A 22,858-nucleotide genomic window follows, 5' to 3' on the forward strand; every position below is an offset into this window, starting at 1 on the left:
CCTTTACTCTTTCTTTGTGGGCATTTTAAGAAATAACCATAACCCAAATATTATACCAATGACAACAATTAGTAATCTTACCGGCTTAAGTGGGACAAAATAAATGGATATAGCCATCACGGTATAGGTAATGAGTATAATCTGTACTTTCTTTTTTAAAGGAATCCCACCACCATTCTCGAAATCTGCCCCATAATACTGGTAGATTTTTGTACTTTTCAGCCACTCATTAAAGCGCTCAGAACTACGCGCAAAGGCCCAAGCGGCTAATAACATAAAGGGAGTTGTTGGTAGGACAGGGATGAAGGTTCCTAGTGCTCCGAGCACAAAGGCAACCCATCCTAATATGAGATAAAAATAACGCATTTAAATAGCTCCTTTAAAATAGAGGTTATATATATAATAACAGTAAAAATGACTGAAGATAAGAAATAATCCATAACTATTATATTCTATTTATTTTCTCAATAGTGTAGACATTTTATCAAATTCATTTTACAATAATTAAGAAAGCGTTTAATTTTTAATCACGCTAAATATCAAATAATCAAATTGTTAAACAGGAAATCCCTGGCTTAGCGAAAGGAGTTTTTTAATTGAAAATTGTCGGTATTATAGGTAACAATGCTTCTAAGTCTCATAACCGTCTTTTAATTGAACACATGGCCAATAAATTCGGTGACGAAGTTGAATTTGAAGTTGCTGAAATTAATGAAATCCCTCTATTTAACGCAGACTACATGGGGCAAGATGTACCTGACGTGGTCAATGAATTAGCAGACAAAATTGAAGCTGCTGACGGCGTTGTCATTTCAACAGCTGAATATGACCACGCTATTACCGCAGCCCTAAAAAGTGTTATCGAATGGTTATCAAGTGTTCGTAAGCCCTTCCAAAACAAACCAGTGATGATTGTGGGAGCTTCATTAGGGACCCTAGGCTCTGTTCGTGCCCAAGATAATTTACGTAACATTTTCACTTCTCCAGGTCTATATGCAAGAGTTTTCCCAGGCGCAGAATTTTTAATGGGACAAGCTGCTAACAAATTTGACGAAACCGGTCGCATGACTGATGAAGGGACAGATAAATTCTTAGATATGCTCTTCCATCAATTCCTTGATTTCGTTAAAGAACAACAAGAAGACTAATTAATTATTCACTTCTGTATGCCATAGCTGTTGGACTCCCAGCAACTATGGCTTTATTTTTATCTTTAGTTTATATTTAGGAGGTCAACTTATGCTCAAAGTATCCCGAGTCGTTACTGAGGTGTTAGAGGCGAATACCTATCTCGTCTATAACGAGCAAAATAAAGAAGCCTTAATTATTGATCCCGGTTCTTCAGCGGACAAAATTCGTTCTGAAATTCAAAATTTACAGCTAAAACCCCTAGCAGTCTTAATTACTCATGGCCATTGTGACCATATCGGTGCCTTAGATGATATCCGTCAATATTACCAAATTCCGGTCTATATTAATCAAGCTGAGGCGCCCTGGTTAAGTGATCCTATGTATAACATGAGTCCCTTTATTGGTTTAGGTCACTTGACTTTTCAAGCGGCCGATGATTACTACCAAGATGACCAAGACCAAAGTATAGGAAGTATTGACTTTACCCCTATCCATACACCAGGCCATACTCAGGGAAGTACTTGTTTATTCTTTAATAATAGCGGCCAGCCCTTTATGATGACTGGGGATACCCTCTTTAAAGGCACTATTGGTCGAACCGACTTCCCGGGTGGAGATAGTCAAGCGATTATGCAAAGTATTTCACAAAAATTGTTTAGTCTACCCGAGAACACCCTGGTTTATCCAGGTCATTATGGGTCTTCTACGATTGCTGAGGAAAAGATATCTAACCCCTTTTTTAATTAAATAGAAAAGCACGCTTCAACGATCACTTATCATTCTAAGTCATCTTGAGGCGTGCTTTTTCTTTTATTCGGTTAATTGGTCCATAATAGCTACTATTATTTTTAACATTTCAGGATCGTAAGGGCTATGACCACTGGCTTCTACCAGATGTAAATTTGATTTTGGACAAGCTTGGTGGAGTTGGTAGGCTGAATTTGGTGGGCAAATGACATCATACCGTCCTTGGACAATTTCCATCGGGATATCATTAAAGCGGTGAACATTATTTAAAATATAATTATCTTCTTCAAAAAACATATGATTTTCAAAGTAATGCGATTCTAAAACGGCTGTCGCTTCTTCACTTGGACTCAGTTGGTCTTCTTCGGGAAAATGAGGCAGTAAGGTCAGTAAGGAAGATTCCCACTTGGTCCAATACCTACATGCTGCTTGATGGGCTTCTTTATCTCCCTGATGGATTTTTTGATAATAAGCATGGACGCAATTTTTTTGCTCCTCATCACTCAAGAGCGATAGGTATTTTTCGTAAGCTTCGGGATAAAATTTAGCTGCCCCACCTTCATACAACCATTCAATCTCTTCTTGACGCCCAAGAAAGATCCCTCTTAATATCAATTGTTCCACCCGCTCAGGATGCAAAATGGCGTAGACTAAAGCCAAGGTCGACCCGTAGGAGCCCCCAAAAACAAACCAGTTGTCATAGCCATAGTATTCACGGATCAGTTCCATATCGCGAACGCTATCAAAAGGAGTATTATTCTTGGTACTCAAAAAAGGCTTACTCTTCCCTGTCCCTCGTTGGTCAAATAAAATAATATGATATTTTTCAGGGTCGAAAAATAAGCGACAACTTGGAGTAATCTCGCTCCCAGGACCTCCATGTAGAAAAATAACTGGCTGCCCTTTTGTGTTTCCACAGTCTTCGACATACAATTTATGCTGATCGTCCACTTGTAAGTAAAAGCTTTGATTAACTTCTGTATTTTGATAACCTGCTTCCATTGTCTAACCCCTTTCTTAATAACTGCACTAACTTTCTCTTTATAGTATACCCTAAAGCTTGTTTCGTCTATTAAAATAATTAAGTAAATTCATAAAGTAAGTAATGATTTAGAACTTTTAAGCGAAATTCTGCCGAACTATTACTATATAAAAAGGCCTAGCAGTAGACGATTTGTTCCACCACTAGGACCTGTAGTTAAGTAATACTAATTAACACTCTATTCCTTATTTAATAAGGCTTCGCCGACCTTTTCGCCAGCTGTGACTTGTTTTTGATCAAGAACATCGAGTCTATTAACCTTATCACTATTGGTTAAGACAACCATAATGTCACAAGCTTTACCTCTGGCTTCGATACTTGCTAGGTCCATTTGAGCTAGCGGATCCCCAGCTTGAACACTTTGTCCTTCTTCAACCTGAATAGCAAAGCCTTCTCCCTTGAGTTCAACGGTGTCTAAACCCATGTGAACGAGGATTTCAAGTCCTTCATCACTTTGGATACCAAGGGCATGCTTAGTTGGAAAGATGTTTAAGATTTTCCCACTTACTGGCGCGACCACTTGGCCATGACTAGGTTGGATAGCATAGCCGTCTCCCATCATCTTTTGAGAGAAGACCTCATCTTCCACCTTATCAATGCTAATGACTTTACCATCTGCAACCGCATAAAGTTCTACTGGGATACCAGTTAAAATTGCTTGATCATTAACGACTTGAGCTGATTCCTTGAGATCTTCTTCTTGCTTTTCATTCACGACTGTTGCCGCTGTTTTGGGGGCTTGACCACTCTCGATGAATTCAGTGACTTGGGTCTTTATGGTTGATACCGTGGTCCCATAGATGACTTGAACACTATTACCACGTACCACAACGCCGGCTGCTCCAGTGGCTTGTAGGGCTTCCTTATTAACCTCATCACCAGTTTTGACCGTTACCCGTAGACGAGTGGCACAATTATCAACATCAACGAGGTTATCGGTACCACCTAATCCGCTAACAATTTGATAAGCTCTTTGGTCATTCTCACTCAAGCCATTAAGCGCATTTTTGTTTCGAAATTCTTCTTTAGTATGTAATGAAGTATCTGCCTTTCTTCCTGGAGTATCCAAGTCAAATTTCTTAATAATCCAATGGAAGAGGAAGAAATAGACAATAGCGTAAATAATACCGATAATAACTACTGGAACCCAATGCGTTCTTGCATTGCCTGGCAAGACGCCGTAAAGAATAAAGTCAATTAAGCCTCCTGAGAAAGTTAGTCCAACCCCTACTCCGGCAATATGGACTAAGACAGTAGATAAGGCAAAGAGCACACAATGCACCCCAAAATAAAGTAAGGGAGACGCAAATAAAATAGTAAATTCAATCGGCTCCGTAATCCCAGTTACAATTGAGGTTAGGGATGCAGAAAATAATAGCCCCTTGACCATGGTCTTCTTATCTGATCTAGCGGCCCAGTACATGGCGTAGGCCGCAGCTGGTAAGGCAAAAATCATCTCTGGAAATTGGAAGGCAAAGAATCTAGCTGCATCGGGTGAAATAGCTTCACCAGCCTTTAATTGGGCAAAAATAATATTTTGAGCGCCCACAACAGTGGTTCCATCAACGACAGCAGTTCCACCTACAGCAGTTTGCCAAAATGGTAAATAAAAAATATGATGCAATCCAAATGGGATTAAGGCACGATAAATATAACCGTAAAGGAAGGTCCCTAAGTGGCCAGTATTGGCGATAAGCTGACCGAGATTAGCAATCCCAGCAGCGAAATACGGCCAGATAAAAGATAAAATAAGTCCACTAAGAACCCCTGCAACTGCTGAAACTATTGGTACAAAATGAGTTCCGGCAAAAAATGACAAGGCATCAGGGAGTTCGATCTTATAATAACGATTATGTAGCCAAGCCACTAGACAGCCAATAATAATCCCACCGAAAACACCGAGGTTCATAGTATGCTCAAAGCCCAGTAATGAAATAATCAATCCTGGTATTTTTTCCAATTCTTCTAATCCACGGAGGTGGATGATGGAACTAGATAGTGAAGCGTACATCATAAAGTAGCCCACCACAGCTGATAAGGCTGCCACCCCTTTCTCGCTTCTAGCCAAACCTAAGGCAATGGATATAGCAAACAATAAACCTAGGTTATCAAAGACAACGGCACCGCAGTCTCCTAAAACACTTAAAATACTATGGAGCGGCATTCCTGGTGAAAGAATATTTTCTAAGTGATACATTTTCACAAATGTTTCACCTGTAAAAGAAGCTGATATCCCTAGAAATAAACCAGCTAAGGGTAGAATTGAAATTGGTAACATAAAGGTTTTCCCTAAACGTTGCAAACTTTCAAAAAGTTTCTCTTTCATTGTTTTTTTCCTCCTTCTATCAATTGACAATTAAGAACACCCTAACTAGTTTAATCATAAAATTAAGCTTTTTCAATACCCCTTTTGTTATAAAGCGTTTCCAATACCCTTATCTGGTCAAAAAAAGAGAGCCAAGTTCCTTTTAAAGGAAAATTGACTCTCTTGTGCTTTTAACTGAAATTTTATTGGCCTAATTTTTTGATGAGTTGGCCGCGTTCGTTATAGATATATTGGCGGGCCTTTTGGCTGTCATTCATAGCTACAATCAGACGGTCACGATAAGGTTCGGCTAATTCATCGAAAAGATAATAATCGTCATCGACATCATATTTGTTTCTTTCCGCCTCAATTTGACCAGATTTCCTTAAAGTATAGGATTTTTTTGGCAGCTGGCCATCTAATTGTTCCTCCTCAATCCGATAGACATAATTATCATCTTCGTATTGGATTTCTAAGGCTCCGGTATTAGTGCGAACAGTTTGGACATTGTCATATTTGTCCTTTTGTAACTCCCACCAAGCTTTGATCCCTGCTAAAGCCTCTTCTTCACTCGCAAAGGTCCCGTGCTCTTTGCGGACACCATCACGTTTATTTTCCCAGTATACGGTATAAACGGTTTGTGACATGATATCGCTTCCTTTCCTATCGTCGTTTCTATTTAGTGTAATCGAAATTCCTTAAAAAATAAACATTAATCCCTTGTCTTGTGGGTAATATCTAATAAACTAATTAAAATCTTGATTAAAGTGGTTTGATTTGGATAAATAATATAGCGGTTTTCCCACTCAGGACGGAATTTAGATTTGTAGGCACGTAATCCTTTAAAACCGTAAAAACGATTACCAAAATCATATACCAGATGTAATGTCTTATCCCGAGGGCTAGCATAAGATTTTGTCCCTACATTAGCCAAGGGAGCCATCCCTAAAACAAAGCGGTGGTAGCCTAGATCTTTGGCCCATTGCAATAACTGCAAGATCAGCATTTGCATGACATCGCCCGCATCATGACTGATATAACGCATTAAATCTATTGAAATCATGTCTTCCGATATCGGCATAATACTTGCAAAGGCATAGATCGCTTCCTCATCTCTTAAGACCGCAATTCGCTCTCTGTCTAGGTAATCTTCATAGAAAGCCCCCATGGAAAAGCTCATCTCTTCCCGCTTATTAAGCCATTGATCAGAAATTTGCCGCAAGTCATGGATAAATTCATCATCATAAGGTGGTTGGTAAACTTCAAAATAAAGCCCGGCCCGGGTCATGTCATTGCGAACGGAACGCCGGTTTTTATTTTTCTTACCTTCAAAAGTAAATTCATCTAAATCAATTATCGCCGACTCCCCTATTTTCAAGGTTGCGTAGCCTAAACTACAAAAGGCATCCAGGTAATGAGGAGTGACTTCATAAAAGCCGACCGCCATATCCATGTGTTCAGCATATTCCAAGAATTCTTCTAAGGCACTAGGGAAATCCTGACTGTTACCGATAGGGTCGCCCAGGGCGATTAAATTATCCGATGAGGGGCGGTATAAGATTGCAACAGTTTGTTGGCTATTAAAAAAGATCATCTTATCTTTCAAATAGACCAAGTGGCTATATTCGCTTCCCCCATATTCAGCAATAAGTTGTTCGTAAAGCTTAATTTCATCCAATGATGGTGGCAGGAAATCCAGACGTTCACTGCGGCTAAATAACACTAAAATAGTCAACAAACTGGCAATTACCAGGTAGAAAAAAATGTGTAAAGGGTTTAATAAATAGACATGGCGGGTAAAAGGCATATGTCTAAAGTGCCCGGTGATTAAAAAGATGATTAATAAGAGGCCCGCACAGGCGAAAAAGCTGAGTAAAATATTCTTACGGTTTAATGCCAAATGATTGCGAGTAAAGAGAAATCGGGACTGGTAGAGTAAATAAGTCGATATGAGTAAGAAGATCGCTTCTTCATAGTCTAAGCCCTTGATCATACAAGCAACGGCTCCTAGGGGTAAGAGAATAAGTGTTAGCCATAATGCCCTTCTGATCCGCTTAAATAAGCCAAAGGATAAAATAAAGGCAGTACACCCAATTAAAAGAACCAAAAGAATGGAGACACTCTGTAAAGATCTGGGAATTAAGTATTTAAGCAAATGAATCCGTTCAGGAACGGCTGGTGAAATCACTGAAGAAATTAAAACCAAACCATTAACTAAGAGGAGGAAGGAAACAAAACGCACAATCCACTTTCCCCAAGCCTTTATCTTCATATCCTCTTCGAATAGTTTACTGGTAAACCAGTTATGGAAAACGTAGAAACAAGCTAATAACCAGGGAATAACGTAGTAACATACCCGGAGGATAACAATCGCTGCCAAAACTTGATCGGGATTATAACCGGCATTTTGCATCATTAATAATACTGTCAGGTCAAAGGTCCCCAAACCTCCTGGAATAAAACTTAAAATCCCTACGACGTTAGCGAAACTATAGACCATCATGGCGAATATAGGTGATAAATGCGGCATAAAAATTAACATCACAATGTAAAAATAGGTAAAAGAAGCTACCCAGTCACACAGCGAAGCGGATAGGTAAGCAAATTTCTTCTTCCAAGTGATAGCTTCTAGACCAAATTTTTCACCCAATTTTCTAGCTATGGGCAACTTATCATAGAAAAAATACAAAGGCAGGTAGAGTAAATAAATCAACGGAAGTAAGAGTGAATAACCGTCAATTTTTCCTGATAGCAAGACGATTAATAATAAGACGCCTAAGCCCAGAAAACTGGCAAACCAGGTTTCTAAGGAAATTTGTATGGCTTGCTTAGGTTTCAAACCATGCTTTTGATAAAAATTATTTCTGAGAGCAGCACCTGTAAAGCCACTTAAGCCGATGAATTCATTAAATGCTTGGCTTATCCAGCCCATTTGTAAAATTTTATAGCTATGGGCAGTCACCGTGTAGTTACGGGTAGCGACATAGTCATACCAACCGTTAAAGCTAAAGCCTAATAATCCAAAGATTACTAAGGCCAGGCGTGTAAAGGCAGGTAGATCAGCTAAGGAATCAAAAAACAAGGACCAATTAATCGACCGTAATTCATTTTGAATGAGATAGCCGAAAAATAAGATCAGTAAAATATAAAATACTATTTTAAACATTTTATGATAGCGATTATAAATATCTTTCATAATATAGGATGTTCCTTTATTTTTTTATAATTAAAATAGGAGTCATACTAGACTCCTATTACTTTTCCTTAGTATACACTAAAGCCTTATTAAATTGTCTTAAATTTATTTAAATTAGACTTTATTGAACTGCCTGGGTCTTAGGGACATAGAAATTAATGTGCTTAGGCAATAATTCAATTTCGCATGGGAGATAAGGCCCATCGTTACCATCAATATCGACCTGGGTTTCATTATCATCAGAATTAGTGATGGTTAACTTGGAACAGGCAAAACTTTTGATCGAGTCATTATCTTCTAATTGACCAAAAAGAATATCCTTAAGGGCAGATAATTTTGATCCAGTCGATTCATCGGTCAGGATATAGACTTGAAATTGTCCATCTTGCAAATTACTTTGTTCATTTGAGAAGACCAGGTTTCCCACCTGGTTAGTTAATAGGACAAATACATGACTGGCTTGACCTTCAAAACTTTCAGTATCGGATTCTATTTTAATAGGATGGGTATCATCCTTAGGTAGGGCCGATAAAATATTCTTTAGGTAAGCAAAGGAACCAAATTGAGATTTCTCCTCGGAACTGGTTCCGGTGGTGGCTTCAATTAACTTACCGAAACACACATAGTAATTGAAATATTGATCATTACAGCGACCAATATCTAAGCTATGGCTTTCTTCTAAATCTAAGTCCTCGATATACTGATCAATATCTTCAGAAATATTAAATAATTGGGCAAAAGTATTGTTGGTTCCCGCTGGAAAGAAACCTAAAGTGGGTCGGAAATCTTGGCCAGCGAGTCCATTGACCGCTTCATTAATAGTTCCATCGCCACCAACAGTAAATAAAGAATCATAATGGTCTTGACAGGCTTCCTGTGCAAACTTCAATGCGTCATTGTCCCCTTCAGTCTTTTTTATATCGACTTGGTCAAACTTACCATTAAGAAAATCAGCTAGCCGTTTTCCGTATTCCTCGCCTTGATTATCTCCAGATCCTGGATTGACAATTATCATAACCTTAGTCATCATTATCCCCCTCTTTTTAACTATTGTAATCTAATTGTACAGATTATTTTGCCTATTTAACAGTCTAATCACCTGTTATGCTGGCCTAATTTTTCCAGTTAATAAAACCGCGGCAGGCATTGAGTGAAAAAACGAAATACATGATGGCCATTTGTGGTACCCCCTGCATGAGGAAAATATAAAGGGAGATAAGATTAGTGATTAACCATAAAATCCAGCTGGCCCGCTTTCTTTGCACCAATTGCATGTATTGAGCAATGATAGCTGTCGCATTATTAAATGCATCCCAGAAGATAAATACGCCACCGAGAAAATAAGAAACGGTCCCCAATCCAAAGAACCCCACTAAAACAGCGAAACCTACTAAACGCCAATTCGTTTTTTCGTCTACAATAAGCTCCCCAGATTCATCTTTATGGTGTTGCCATTGTTGAAAACCAAAAATTTGGGTAAATAAATAATAAATGCTGGTAAACATGTCACCAAAGATCCGATTACGGCCAGCTACTATAGCAGCAGAGATATTTTGAATCGCGTTAAAAATGAAATTACCTTGCCACTTCTTAGCCAAACCAATAACTCCAATTAGCCCCATCCAGGAAACCAAGTTGGGTAAATTAAACCAACCATTTTGAAAAGACCCCCAGGCTGTGATGGCAACTAGTAAAATATCAGTGATTAAATTAAGACTTTGACGATATTCTTTTTTCACTCAATTGATCCTCCTATATATGTATTTTTATTGAATGATAGATAAACCTGTTAAATATCTTACCATGGAAAATTTACTCCTACTAGTCAAAGTTAGAGCCTCAGGCTATTATTGATTATAAGTGTTTAGATTGCTAAAATAATAATAAAGAAAACGTTTATATAAGGGAGGAATATTTATGTCAATAAAAAGAAAAATTTTAGTTGCTGTTGATGACTCCGACCAAGCTCGTGATGCTTTTGTTGAAGCGGTCACTGTCGCTAAGGCTAAAGAAGCCAACTTGTACCTGGTATCTGTTATCGATGAAGATATCTTATCTAACCGTGAAGAGAGTGATTATTCTCACAGCCTCGTCGGCCAACGGCAAGAATTACTTAATAATTACCGCCAACTTGCTAAGGATCAATTTGGCTTTGACCAAGTTAATGTTGAGGTCTTTGTGGGCGAGCCTAAGCGACAAATCATTCACCTTTTAAAGGAAGATCCTGCCTTTGAATTGATTGTTGTTGGAGCAACTGGGAAAAACGCTAGAGAACGTCTCTTTATGGGCTCCGTTTCTCAATTCGTTGTCCGTCACTCTCCTGTTTCGGTGCTCATTGTACGCTAGTAAGGAAGGTTAATTATGCCAGAAAAAAGTATTCAAAAAATAATGGTACCTATTGATGGTTCAGAGCCAGCCAAGGCTGCCTTTAAACAAGCCCTTGAATATGCTCATATTTATCAAGCTAAACTCTATATTTTTAGTGTAGCTGCAGATTTCTTACGCTATGATTTTGATGATTTTAATTTAAAAGCCCATGACCATGAATTATGCGCCTACCAAGAATTATTAAAGAATTATCAAAAAGAAGCTCAAGAATCCGGAATTAAGGATATAGCCATTGAAGCTCGCCCCGGTGATCCTAGGAAAGAAATTCTTGACTTTGCCGAAGAACATGAAATTGATTTAATTATGATGGGTTCAACCGGTAAAGGCGTACTTGATCGCTTACTCATTGGGTCTGTTTCTGAGTATATTATGATCCATGCGGCCTGTGATGTTTTCATTGCTAAATAGTTCCTGCTTAATAAAAAAGAAGCTGGCCACCCTGCCAACTTCTTTTTTTGTAAAATTTACTTATATTTAATAGAAAAGGTGTTTTTATTGCTTTTAACTGATTCAGAAACTTTATCCGTTCTGAAAGAAATTATGGCCCTCTTTCCCGACGCTGGCCCTAGCTTAAACTTTAATTCTGTTTACCAATTACTCATCGCTGTGATGCTCAGTGCTCAATCCACTGATAAAAAGGTCAATGAAGTGACCCCTGACCTTTTTAAAGCTTTTCCCACACCCAAACACTTAGCAGAGGCTAGCCCTCAGGTCATTGAGCCCTATATCAACCAGCTAGGCCTCTATCATAGCAAGGCACGTTATCTGCATGCAATGGGTCAACAATTAATCGACAAGTATGGTGGACAAGTTCCCAATCAACGCAGGGATTTAGAAAGTCTTAGTGGTGTGGGGAGGAAAACAGCCAGTGTCGTTCTCAGCCTAGGCTTTGACCAGCCAGCCTTTGCTGTCGATACCCACATCACTCGCATAGCAAAAAATCATCGCTTTGTTGATCCAAATGCTACGGTAAGAGAAGTGGAGAAACGAATTACTAGGGTCCTGCCTGCTAGTGAGTGGAAGGATGCCCACCATGCTTTAATTGCCTTTGGCAGGACGATTTGTACTGCCCGTAGCCCTCAATGTTATCGTTACCCGCAATTAAATCCCCACCAAGATAAGGAGATAAAGCGAAATGACTGATGAAATCGATAAAGCAAAAGCTAGTCTACGTCAAAAAATAAAAAGCAAGCGTCAAACCCTCCCTCAATCGTATTATCAGTGGGCAAATGAAATCATTAGCCATAAATTAGTCAACTTTTCGATTTTTAACCAAGCTAAGCGTATATTACTTTTTTCCAGTCTGCCCTATGAATTTAATACCCAAGAACTGATTAATTTTTGTTTTAAGCAAGAAATTCAAGTTCTTCTGCCCCGAGTTGAGGGAAAATCACTTGGTTTGCACTACGTGAATGAATCAAGCACTTATCAAAAAAGTAAATATGACATTTTAGAGCCTCAGGCTAATAGTCCCCAAGCTGGCATTAGTATGCTAGATCTCATTATTTTACCCTGCTTAAGTTGTAACCGCCATGGACAACGTTTAGGTTACGGTGGAGGCTATTATGACCGCCTCTTGGTTGATTTTAAAGGAATAACCATAATTCCTTACTTCGATAAACTAATGACCTCAGATATTCCTTGTAATGACTATGACATAAAAGCAGATTACATTATAAGTGAAAGTGGTATCTTTTCGACTAACGAATCAAGTGACCGACCTTTCCTTGAGTAACTTCTATTAGAGCCTTAGGATCCAGACCGATTTGTTTGCCCCGTTCACCAGCACTGACAAATATTTCCTCTTCCTTAAGACAAGAGTCATTGTACCAAGTACGATATTTTTTCTTCATACCTAAAGGCGAACAACCGCCTCTCACATAGCCGGTGAGGTCCAATAGTTCCTTAACATGGACTAATTCAACTCGCTTACTATTAATAACGCGGGCACATTGCTTAAGGTCAAACTCTTGGTCAAGCGGTATCACAAATACAACGATTTCATGGTCATGGGTCCTGGCCACCAAGGTCTTGTAGGACGATTTCCCTTCTTGCGGTTGAAAACTACCATCTCTATATGGAATGATGGCTTCTTCATAAGAGATCTTTGCCTGGTCTAAGAGGCGCATAGCATTGGTCTTTTTATGTTTTTTACTCACGTTCTGCCTCCATCTCTTTCATAACTCTGGGTAAGAGATCAGCGATTTGACTAGGGCGAACAATATATTGATCTTGGTAAATGCGGTCTGCAATATAACTATGGAGAAAAGTCGCTGCTTTCAAAGCGGCTTCATGATCTGTATATTGGCCCATAAAGCCACAAACCATCCCAGTCAAAGTATCACCCATTCCACCAGTTGCCATACCAGGATTGCCGATAGCTAATTGATAAAATTTAGAATGGTCAGCAAAATATAAACGGCTAGGTGCTCCTTTAAGGACCAAATTCAGCTGATATTGGTTAACGAATGATTGAATTCTTTCATTATCGTGATAGGAAATTTCACCATGCGATAAGCGTTCCCACTCCCCATAATGTGGAGTCAAAACGAGATATTTTGCCTGGGATAATTGGTCTAAGCCTTGATCTTTTTGACTGAGAATAGAAATCGCATCGGCATCAATAACCAATATTTTATCAGTAATAACTTGTTTAATGAGCAACATAATCTGGTTAAAGCGTGAATGGTCGCGACCAAAGCCTGGCCCGATGCCAATCACATCAGCCTTTTCAATGGCCTTTTTCAAGCTATCTTGCCGACGCCAATCACTAACCATCACTTCAGGTAAAACGCTATGGATGGCAGGCCGGTTCACTGGATCGGTAAAGACAGTCGTCAGTCCTGCCCCACTATTGACACAAGCCATGGCAGCCATCTGAATTGCACCACCCATGGACTGATTGCCTCCGATCAAAACAATATTGCCGTAGTCGCCCTTATATGAATTGGCTTGGCGCTTGGGAAAATGTTGAATAATTTCAGATTTCTCAATTTCAACTTTCTCCATTTGCTCATCCCTTTCTCTTTGCCCAGTATAATTTGATTACGAAAAAGAGCGATTTTAATCATCGCTCTTTTTCAACAATATACTCTTTTTAAAAGGATTAAACAAGTCCTTGAGATAACATCGCTTGAGCAACTTTACTAAAACCAGCAATGTTTGCTCCTGCAATTAAGTTATAAGGATCATTGGTGTATTTTTCAGCGGCTGAAGTCGCTTGTTGATAGATATTGTCCATGATATCTTTTAATTTTTGGTCGACTTCTTCAAAGGTCCAAGATAATCTTTGACTATTTTGAGACATTTCTAGGGCTGATACGGCCACCCCACCTGCATTAGCTGCTTTAGCTGGGCCAACAAATACACCGGCTTCAAGAAGGGTATCTGTTGCAGCTTTATCTAAAGGCATATTGGCACCTTCAGAAACATATTTAACCCCATTCTTTACGGCTTGTTCAGCACCCGGTTTTTTCACTTCATTTTGAGTAGCGCAAGGCATAGCCACATCAACATCAATAGCGTGTTTCCAAACAACACCTTCATAATAACTAGCACTTGGTCGTTCTTCAGCATACACTTTGATCCGTTCACGTCTATTTTCCTTGACGTCTTTTAGTAAATCAATATCGATGCCTTCTTCATCAACGACGTAACCATTGGAGTCAGAGACTGTAAGGACAGTAGCGCCAAGTTCTTGAGCCTTTTCAGCAGCATAAATAGCCACATTACCAGCCCCAGAGATCATAATCCGTTTGCCTTCAATGGCTTCTCCCTTGGCAGCTAACATATTATTCAAGAAATAAACTGCCCCATAGCCAGTGGCTTGGGTACGAGCGAGTGAACCTCCATAAGTTAAAGGTTTTCCAGTAATCACACCATTTTGGAAACCATTTAGGCGTTTATATTGGCCGTATAAGTAGCCAACTTCACGGGCACCCACACCAATGTCCCCTGCTGGAACGTCCATATCAGGACCGATATATTTTTGTAATTCGGTCATAAAGCTTTGACAAAAGCGCATAATCTCTTGGTCAGATTTCCCCTTAGGATCAAAGTCAGAACCACCCTTACCTCCGCCAATAGGTAAGCCGGTTAGGCTGTTTTTAAAGATTTGTTCAAAACCTAAGAATTTTAAAATACTCTTATTAACGGTTGGATGGAAACGTAGGCCACCTTTGTAGGGACCAATTGCTGAATTAAATTGAACCCGAAAAGCGGTGTTAACTCGAGCCTTGCCTTGATCATCCATCCAAGGCACTCTAAACTCAATGATACGTTCTGGAATAGCTAAAATTTGTAATAGGTTAGCCTCAATATATTCGGGATGTTCTTCAAAAACAGGTTCAACACTATCTACAAATTCATGAAGAACTTGTAAAAATTCTGGTTCCTGTTCATACTTCTTATCCCACAATTGACGTGTTTCTTGAAGATATTCTTTTGCGTTCATATTACATTCACACTTTCTATTGAGTATAGATATAAACTGATAAAACCTTTTCCTATGGAGAACGATTAAATCATATGAAGATTATAGCAGATAATGAATTAGATGTCAGACAATTCTGATTATGAAAGCGAATTCTTTTCTTTGCTCTGTTTTTCCTTCTCACAATTGCGTAAATTTTGTTGGTGAAGTTGATGGAAGAAGTCATCTTCTAACTGTCTCTTCCAGACCGTTACCCCGGTTTTTTGGTAGAGTTCCAGGGCGTAAGGATGATTGTGGTAATCATAGAGATAAGAAACTTTTTTTATTCCCGCTTGAATAATTTGTTTAGTACAAGGCAAGCAAGGGAAATGCGTCACATAAATTTCAGCGCCCTCAGTAGAAACACCAAATTTAGCGCACTGAATAATCGCATTCATTTCAGCATGAATCGTACGCACACAATGCCCATCTTCCAAGTAACATCCCCCTTCACTGCAATGGGTTTCTCCACTGACAGAACCATTATAGCCTCCAGCGATAACACGATTATCTCTAACGATCACAGCACCCACCATCAAACGGTCACAAGTGCTCCGCATCGACAAAACCAAGGCTTGTGATAAAAAATACTGATCCCAAGGTATACGCTTCATGACTATCCCCCTATTTCTTGATACTCTCATTATACCAAAGCTTAGAGCCTTGAAAAGAAATGTAAAGGTTAAATATGAAATTATCCTACTTGTAAAATTACTATAATAAGTCAACAAAACCCCTCCTAGCTACTCGAAGTATAGTTTGGAGGGGTTGCTTTACATAACCATATTTTTATTTAACACTTAGTTTAAAACGAATTACTCACTATAAGTAGTCATAAAGTGAAGTTCCTGTAAAAATTAAATCTTTCTTTTCTTAAAGACTCTAACACCTACTAGAGTAAGAGCTAGCCCAAAAACTGATGTCAGTGAAGATGAGCCGATAGACCCAGTCTTAGGTAGACTAGAGGAAGCATTCGTTGGTGTAGTAGCTAGTTTAGTATATTCACTTGGATTATCAAAAGAAGCGTCTCCATCTTTTTCACTCCCCTTAGCTGGAGTGTACTGAGTAGAAATTTTCTTGCTGGTTTCTGGCAGCACTTCTACTACCTTGTCAACTGAATCTACTTTCTTAACCTTATCATTCGTTTGGCGGCTATTATGTTCTTGAACAGATTTTTTAATATCCTGTAACTTCACATAGATATAGGTGACTTCTTGCTTGATATTTTCGATGTATTGGCCTTGCGTACTCTTGCCTGCCTTATCAAAGTGCGCCCCGTTCTTAGCTTCCACTTTCACTAAGCGGTAACCTGGCCTATCTTTTTTAGAAGTGATGTATTGGTCAGTCGATTTTCCACTAGTTTCAGGAATATTTACTAGCTCATCAACTGAAACAACTTTTCCTTCTTCATCAACTGTTTGATAGATATGGTGTTCTTGGAATGTGCCTTGTTCTTCTACTGGTGGCTCTTCTTGGACTTTTTCATAGATATAGGTCACTTCTTGTTTAGTATTTTCAACATAGTTGGCTCTGGTTTCAGCACCATTCTTGTCGAATTGGCCACCATTTTTCGTTTCGATCTTAACCAGTGTGTAGTCAGACTTATCTTTCTTAGAGGTAGTATATTGGTCCGAAGATTTTCCTTCACTGATTACTCCATCGGTGACTTCATCGGTTGAAAGAACATTCCCGTTCTTATCAACGGTTCTGTAAATGTGGTGTTCTTGGAAACTCCCCTTGGTCTTTTGTACCCGTTCATAAATATAGGTGACTTCTAATTTCTTGTTGGAAACAAAGTTACCTTTAGTTTCTTGGCCTTCTTTAGAGAACTTCACACCGAACTTCTTAGAGTCTTCGTTACTTGGAGTAACGGAAACTAGTTTGTAACCACCCTTGTCTTGTTTAGAGGTGGTGTATTTTTGATCTGTTTTACCGCTGCTTACCTCATTATCCTTGGTTTCATCGGTTGAGAGGACGTTGCCGTCTTCATCCACTGTACGATAGATATGGTGTTCTTGGAAGCTACCTTTGGTTTTTTGAACCCGTTCATAAACATAGGTGACTTCTAATTTCTTGTCGGAAATATAGTTACCTTTAGTTTCTTGACCATCTTTGGAGAACTTTACCCCAGATTTCTTGGATTCTTCAGTGCTTGGAGTAACTGACACTAACTTATAGCCGTCCTTTTCTTGTTTTGAGGTAGTATAGCTTTGGTCAGATTTACCAGTTGTCACTTCATTATCTTTTCTTTCCTCAGTCGAAATCACATTACCTTCTTCATCTACAGTGCGGTAAATGTGGTGTTCTTGGAAGGAACCTTTCTTCTCAACTGGTGCTTCTTCTTGAACTTTTTCGTAGATGTAGGTGACTTCTTGCTTGGTGTTGTCAACATAGTTAGCTTTGGTTTCAGCACCGTTCTTATCGAATTGACCGCCATTCTTAGCTTCTACCTTAACGAGTTTGTAGCCAGGCTTGTCCTTCTTAGAGGTAGTGTATTGATCAGAAGATTTTCCTTCAGAAGTTTCACCATCGCTGACTTCATCAGTTGATAGGATGTTTCCGTTCTTATCAACGGTTCTATAGATATGGTGTTCTTGGAAGGAACCTTTTTCTTCTTGAACTTTTTCATAAATGTAGGTGACTTCTTGCTTGGTATTGTCAACATAGTTAGCCTTGGTTTGGGTGCCGTCCTTAGCGAACTTCCCACCATTTTTACCTTCAATCTTAACCAATTTGTATCCAGGCTTATCTTTCTTAGCGGTGGTGTAAGTTTCGTTCGATTTTCCTTCAGAAGTTTCACCATCGGTGACTTCATCGGTTGAAAGGATATTTCCGTTCTTATCAACGGTTCTGTAGATATGGTGTTCTTGGAAAGAGCCTTTTTCTTCTTGAACTTTTTCATAAATGTAGGTGACTTCTTGCTTGGTATTGTCAACGTAGTTAGCTTTGGTTTCAGCACCATTTTTATCGAACTGACCACCATTTTTAGCTTCTACCTTAACGAGTTTATAACCAGCTTTGTCTTTCTTAGAAGTGGTGTATTGATCAGAAGATTTTCCTTCAGTGGTCTTACTGTCTTCTTTTGAATCTTCAGAGATCACATTTCCGTTCTTATCAACGGTTCTGTAGATATGGTGTTCTTGGAAAGAGCCTTTGGGTTTATTGATTGGTTCATACCAATAAGTGATCTCTTTCCCCGCAGGTTGCCATCCGCTGGTCCAGTAAGATAATCTTTGCCCTTTTGGCATATCATTAAATTTATAACGAGTTTTTCCATCATTAGAAAATGATAAAATTCCTTTGTCATCTTTCCATAAGAAATTGACACCGATGTACTTAGCATCTGACTTCACACCTGCCACTGATGAAGCGATTGGTTCTGAAACATATACTTGATAATCTTCTTCTTTAACTTTTTCTTTGTTTACTAGTTCAACGACTTTTCCAACAACAGTCTTATAGTTTCTGACTGGAAGTTTAACCCCTGTAGCCTTATCCCACATTTCAATGACAATATCACCATTATCATTAACCACTGTACGACGAACAACAAAGGTTCTAGAAACGCTAGCTGCGTTATTAACAATCGTATTGACTATTGAAAAGCCCTTACCAGCCCAATAAGTACCATTGATTTTACCTTCAGGATAGTTCGATGCTTTGACCAAACGATAATCGTCTTTATTAAACTCTTTATAAAAACGATCTTTGGAACTATTGGTAATATAGCTATCTCCTACGAAAGCAGGGAATTCTTGGGAAGGAGCTAATTGTTTTTTTGTTCCAACTTCTAAATAATTGACCAGAACCTTTGTCTTATGTGGCAATGATTGGTTGTATTCGTCATGGGCTCCATTATGGTATTCATATTTATCAGGAATAACAGTCTTAACTGCCGCTGCATACAAACTCTTCGCAGAATATTTATTTGTTCGCTTCCAATCTTTGGCACGGTCAAATACTAAATATTCTCCGTTTTCATCTACTTTGAATTTTACTTTAGGTAGGTTGGCCTTAGAGAAGTTTACATCCTGACCAAAGAGAGGAAGAGGTATCTCACCATTCTTATCTAATTTATAAGTATTAATCAGCTTCTTATTCTTGTCATAAACACTTCCTTCATATGCATTTGTCTTTAAATTAGTGTTCACAGCAATGAAATAAGCATCATTATTTCCCGATTGATCTGACAGGGCGAAAACGTTAGTGACACGTTTATCTGCATCATCTGATTTTACAAAACCGACCCTTTCAGGTAATTTTGCGGGGCTTACTTTGTTATATTTTATAGGATCGTCATCATACTTAAGTTCTGTGCCTTCTACTTCAGGATCCCTTACAAAGTGAGTGACTTTTAAATTGGAATCACTTGCGGTTGGCATAGGATCTTTAGCGTTTGTAGGCGCTACTGTTTTAACTTCTTGAGATTTTTCAGCTTTGTTTAGAGAATTTTTATTAGTGTCTCTACTTTCTGGCGCCCCACCAGCATTATAAAAACTCACTTTATCAGGTAAGTTCTCATTTTTTTCACCAGTTAAAGACGGAGCTTCTTCCTCTCTAGCGTGGCTAAGTGTATTGTCAGTATTAGAAATTTCGTCCGCATAAACAGGCCCTCCTTGAGCAAACAAAAGAGTAGCAATTAGTACAGAACCAACACCCACAGATAATTTTCTGATAGAAAATCGCTGTCTTTTTTCATAATTCTTCATATATGTTTTATTCTCCTTATCATATTTATAAATTATGATTATATTATACACAATTAGGGTGTTTTTAAAAGCGGTTTTATAAGACTTTGATGTTAAAATTAAAAAAATAATACACCGTAAGGAGCGTATCCCTTCTATGTGATTTCGTACAATTTATAAGCACTTACATTCTAATTCAGCTAATACTATTCCCAAGTTTATAAATTGTGACTTTTCACCTGGTATAAATACAGGGAGTAGTCCTAATTCTTACAATAGTAATAGAATTAAAAAATCCTTTCGTACACGGAAAGGAATAAATGAAGAAGAAGTATTCTTATTTCAGCTGAAAGCTTGGCAAGCTGATACCAAAGCCCTGCTTGGCATCATTTTTACTATAAAGGGTCACTAAAGACTCAATTATGAAAGCAGCGGTGGCTTATAAAGATAAACTGGAAGATATTATCTATCAATTTTTTTAGTATCTATTCACTGTGATAAAAAAGAAAACGCTAGAGCCTAGTGAAAGCTTATAGCGTAAAATATAATTTATATTATATATCTAATTTAGTATAAATTTTTCACGTTCTTTTTATCAAAATAATAGCCAATAAAAAAGACTGTGATAGGTCACAGCCTTTTCGAACGTTCTTAATTATTCACCAAAAGAAAATTCTTCTTTAACGTGGTTTTGAAGGTGTTGGTATGAACCTTCTCCTTCATATAATTGGAAGGCTTGAACGGTTGCACGTTCTTCTTCATCAGGATAAACATCTTGTACAAATGGGTTATCTTTCAAGATTGCTTCAAGATGTTCTTTACCAATTTCACGAACAGTACCTTGTAAACGAATCACTTCAATGCCGTCTTCTTTTAACATACCAGTAATCGCAATTTTAGGATTATTGGTTAATTGTTTATAGAAGTTAGTGGTAGGAGCAGTCATGAAGAATACCCCGTGTTCATTCGCTACACCAACATTAGCGTAACGTGCATCTGCTTCTCCGTCTTCATTAACTGTTGAGAAAACACAAGCCCCAATATTTTCAAGAACATTCATATAATCTTTTAATTCCATATAATCATTCCTTTCTCATTACTTTATCATCATTATAGCATAATTAAGTTATAAACAAAAAGATAAGGCTTACAATCAAGGTTCATAGTAATTCCTGGGCTTCTTTGTTATAATAATAAGCTAGGAAAGTAGGTGATTCCATGTCTTATGATGGACTATTTATTCATGGACTTATACAAGAATTAAACGCTTGCTTGGCCGGGGGAAGAATTTCCAAGGTGCAACAACCCTACGATCAAGAAATTCTTCTTACCGTTCGGTCAAATCGCAAAAATTATAAATTACTACTTGCAGCGACGCCACAAGCCCCCCGCGTTCAGCTTACTAATCACCAATATAGTGTGCCAGATACCCCACCCAATTTTTGTATGTTTTTACGTAAGCATATTGATGGGGGAAAAATCATCAATTTCAGTCAATACGAAAACGACCGCATAATTATTATCAGTATTGAAAGCAAAAATGAATTGGGGATTAGTGAACCCTATAAACTCATTATTGAAGTCATGGGTAGACGCAGTAATATCCTAGTTCTTAATCAAGATGGTAAAATTGCCGACCTCATCACAAAAATAGATATTAGCCAAAACCGTTTCCGTACCCTCCTACCAGGAGCTATTTACCACCTGCCTCCGCAAGGGGATAAGGTCAATCCTTTCAGTATCAACCCCGATGAATATGACCTAATAGCTGACGCTAAAGAGATACAGAAAACCTTTATGGGATTTGGCAAAGATAGCGCGGTAGAATTAGCCCAGAGACTGACTGAATCCCAAGATAAAAGTGCGACCTTTACTGCCTTTCTCAATGCTTTTAACCAATCCCAACCAACCCTGAGCCAAAATGACGGTCAGGTCACTGCGACGGCTTTCCCCTATCAAACTTTAGGCGGAATGCAAACCAGTTACGAAACTTTTACCCAACTCCTCGATGATTACTATGAAAAGAAAGCCCTCTTTTCTCGGGTCAACCAGGTCAGTGAACAAATTAGTCAGGTTGTTGCTCAACGGATTAAGCATAATCAACGTAAATTAGCAAATCTCAAGCAAGATATGGAAAAAAGTAAACAGGCTGAAGAATTTCAACTGAAAGGTGAGCTTTTGACCACCTACCTCTTTCAAGTAGAAAAGGGAATGACTAGTGTTCAATTACCTAATTATTATGCTAATAATAATCTCATCGATATCGCCCTCGACCCCCTACTAGAGCCTTCGCAAAATGCTCAAAAATACTTCCAACGCTATCGCAAATTAAATACGGCAAAACAACATATAAAAAAACAAAGTCAAATCGCCCAAGCAGAATTAGATTATTTAGAAAGCGTTCAAGATCAAATTGAAATTGCTGAACCCAATGAGTTAGAAGATATTCGTCAAGAACTTATCCGTGAAGGCTATATTAAACAACAAAAACATAATCACCATAAGCGCAAGAAACCTTTAAAACCGAGACAGTATCAAACAAGTTTAGGAAACACTATCCTTGTTGGTCGTAATAATACGCAAAATGATGAACTCACCACGAGACGGGCTAATAAAAACCACTACTGGTTTCACGTTAAAGATATTCCAGGCAGCCATGTGATATTAGAAACTGACCAGCCTAGTGATGAGGAAATCGTTGAAGCAGCAACTTATGCCGCCTATTTTTCTAAATACCGTCAGGCCAACAATGTCCCCGTGGACTATACACAGGTCAAACATGTTAAAAAACCTAATGGAGCTAAACCAGGCTTTGTTAATTATTTTGAGCAAAAAACAGTCTTCGTAAGTCCCGATGCCCATTTACAAGCTTAATCAAGCATGAGAAACG

General features: G+C 38.5%; 20 protein-coding genes. 7 read left to right on the top strand and 13 right to left on the bottom strand.

Going from position 1 to position 22,858, the window contains the following annotated elements:
- Window positions 1-3 precede the first annotated feature (3 nt).
- Entirely contained in the window at window positions 4-366 is a 363-nt protein-coding gene (locus CJ190_RS04655; protein ID WP_064292461.1) for a YbaN family protein, read from the bottom strand.
- Between the two features lie 230 nt (window positions 367-596).
- On the opposite strand from CJ190_RS04655, the gene CJ190_RS04660 reads away from it, so the two are divergent.
- Together CJ190_RS04660 and CJ190_RS04665 are read left to right on the top strand one after the other, a co-directional pair.
- Window positions 597-1,148 (top strand): NADPH-dependent FMN reductase, encoded by a 552-nt coding sequence (locus tag CJ190_RS04660; protein WP_060778268.1) that lies wholly within the window; start codon window positions 597-599, stop codon window positions 1,146-1,148.
- Between the two features lie 91 nt (window positions 1,149-1,239).
- Window positions 1,240-1,878: an MBL fold metallo-hydrolase gene (locus CJ190_RS04665; RefSeq protein WP_064292462.1), complete on the top strand. Its 639-nt coding sequence runs from the start codon at window positions 1,240-1,242 to the stop codon at window positions 1,876-1,878.
- 63 nt (window positions 1,879-1,941) lie between these two features.
- Here the strand turns inward: CJ190_RS04665 and pip are convergent, their stop codons facing one another.
- The 6 genes from pip to pnuC form a co-directional block, all read right to left on the bottom strand.
- Window positions 1,942-2,880 (bottom strand): prolyl aminopeptidase, encoded by a 939-nt coding sequence (gene pip / locus CJ190_RS04670; protein ID WP_070597914.1) that lies wholly within the window; start codon window positions 2,878-2,880, stop codon window positions 1,942-1,944.
- A gap of 218 nt (window positions 2,881-3,098) precedes the next feature.
- Window positions 3,099-5,246, bottom strand: coding sequence for a PTS transporter subunit IIABC (locus CJ190_RS04675; RefSeq protein WP_064292464.1), 2,148 nt, complete (start codon window positions 5,244-5,246; stop codon window positions 3,099-3,101).
- A gap of 182 nt (window positions 5,247-5,428) precedes the next feature.
- Window positions 5,429-5,872: a hypothetical protein gene (locus CJ190_RS04680; protein WP_064292465.1), complete on the bottom strand. Its 444-nt coding sequence runs from the start codon at window positions 5,870-5,872 to the stop codon at window positions 5,429-5,431.
- Window positions 5,873-5,937: 65 nt separating this feature from the next.
- Window positions 5,938-8,421, bottom strand: a complete 2,484-nt coding sequence (gene mprF / locus CJ190_RS04685) for a bifunctional lysylphosphatidylglycerol flippase/synthetase MprF (RefSeq protein ID WP_101562015.1) — start codon at window positions 8,419-8,421, stop codon at window positions 5,938-5,940.
- Window positions 8,422-8,542: 121 nt separating this feature from the next.
- Window positions 8,543-9,448 carry a diacylglycerol/lipid kinase family protein gene (locus tag CJ190_RS04690; RefSeq protein ID WP_064292512.1) on the bottom strand — a complete coding sequence of 302 codons (906 nt, stop codon included), beginning with the start codon at window positions 9,446-9,448 and terminating at the stop codon, window positions 8,543-8,545.
- Between the two features lie 85 nt (window positions 9,449-9,533).
- Complete coding sequence (gene pnuC / locus CJ190_RS04695; protein WP_013669740.1) at window positions 9,534-10,160, bottom strand: nicotinamide riboside transporter PnuC; 627 nt, start codon at window positions 10,158-10,160, stop codon at window positions 9,534-9,536.
- Between the two features lie 178 nt (window positions 10,161-10,338).
- On the opposite strand from pnuC, the gene CJ190_RS04700 reads away from it, so the two are divergent.
- From CJ190_RS04700 to CJ190_RS04715, 4 genes are all read left to right on the top strand, one after another.
- Window positions 10,339-10,767 (top strand): universal stress protein, encoded by a 429-nt coding sequence (locus CJ190_RS04700; RefSeq protein WP_064292468.1) that lies wholly within the window; start codon window positions 10,339-10,341, stop codon window positions 10,765-10,767.
- Window positions 10,768-10,782: 15 nt separating this feature from the next.
- On the top strand, window positions 10,783-11,217 hold the full coding sequence (locus CJ190_RS04705) for a universal stress protein (RefSeq protein ID WP_064292469.1): 435 nt from the start codon (window positions 10,783-10,785) through the stop codon (window positions 11,215-11,217).
- An 87-nt stretch (window positions 11,218-11,304) separates the two neighbouring features.
- The gene (gene nth / locus CJ190_RS04710; RefSeq protein WP_064292470.1) at window positions 11,305-11,952 is read left to right on the top strand and encodes an endonuclease III; all 648 of its coding nucleotides are present in this window, start codon (window positions 11,305-11,307) and stop codon (window positions 11,950-11,952) included.
- A complete protein-coding gene (locus CJ190_RS04715; protein WP_064292471.1) occupies window positions 11,945-12,544 on the top strand; it encodes a 5-formyltetrahydrofolate cyclo-ligase in 600 nt (199 codons plus the stop codon). The genes nth and CJ190_RS04715 overlap by 8 nt, the downstream gene beginning before the upstream one ends.
- Here CJ190_RS04715 and CJ190_RS04720 read toward each other — a convergent pair.
- From CJ190_RS04720 to CJ190_RS04745, 6 genes are all read right to left on the bottom strand, one after another.
- Window positions 12,510-12,968, bottom strand: a complete 459-nt coding sequence (locus tag CJ190_RS04720; RefSeq protein WP_210382894.1) for an aminoacyl-tRNA deacylase — start codon at window positions 12,966-12,968, stop codon at window positions 12,510-12,512. The two genes, CJ190_RS04715 and CJ190_RS04720, sit on opposite strands and share 35 nt — an antisense overlap.
- Window positions 12,961-13,818: an NAD(P)H-hydrate dehydratase gene (locus CJ190_RS04725; RefSeq protein ID WP_064292472.1), complete on the bottom strand. Its 858-nt coding sequence runs from the start codon at window positions 13,816-13,818 to the stop codon at window positions 12,961-12,963. Before CJ190_RS04725 ends, CJ190_RS04720 begins: the two co-directional genes overlap by 8 nt.
- Before the next feature lie 97 nt (window positions 13,819-13,915).
- On the bottom strand, window positions 13,916-15,262 hold the full coding sequence (gene gdhA / locus CJ190_RS04730; RefSeq protein WP_070597912.1) for an NADP-specific glutamate dehydrogenase: 1,347 nt from the start codon (window positions 15,260-15,262) through the stop codon (window positions 13,916-13,918).
- Window positions 15,263-15,381: 119 nt separating this feature from the next.
- Window positions 15,382-15,894: a ComE operon protein 2 gene (locus CJ190_RS04735; protein ID WP_064292474.1), complete on the bottom strand. Its 513-nt coding sequence runs from the start codon at window positions 15,892-15,894 to the stop codon at window positions 15,382-15,384.
- Between the two features lie 243 nt (window positions 15,895-16,137).
- On the bottom strand, window positions 16,138-19,989 hold the full coding sequence (locus CJ190_RS04740) for a MucBP domain-containing protein (RefSeq protein ID WP_101562014.1): 3,852 nt from the start codon (window positions 19,987-19,989) through the stop codon (window positions 16,138-16,140).
- Window positions 19,990-20,623: 634 nt separating this feature from the next.
- On the bottom strand, window positions 20,624-21,046 hold the full coding sequence (locus CJ190_RS04745; protein WP_060778282.1) for a pyridoxamine 5'-phosphate oxidase family protein: 423 nt from the start codon (window positions 21,044-21,046) through the stop codon (window positions 20,624-20,626).
- Between the two features lie 140 nt (window positions 21,047-21,186).
- Here CJ190_RS04745 and CJ190_RS04750 point away from each other — a divergent pair, with 140 nt between their 5' ends.
- The gene (locus tag CJ190_RS04750) at window positions 21,187-22,842 is read left to right on the top strand and encodes an Rqc2 family fibronectin-binding protein (protein ID WP_064292476.1); all 1,656 of its coding nucleotides are present in this window, start codon (window positions 21,187-21,189) and stop codon (window positions 22,840-22,842) included.
- Window positions 22,843-22,858 lie beyond the last annotated feature (16 nt).

The sequence above is a fragment of the Aerococcus loyolae genome, from assembly GCF_002871915.2.
Lineage (GTDB): Bacteria > Bacillota > Bacilli > Lactobacillales > Aerococcaceae > Aerococcus > Aerococcus loyolae.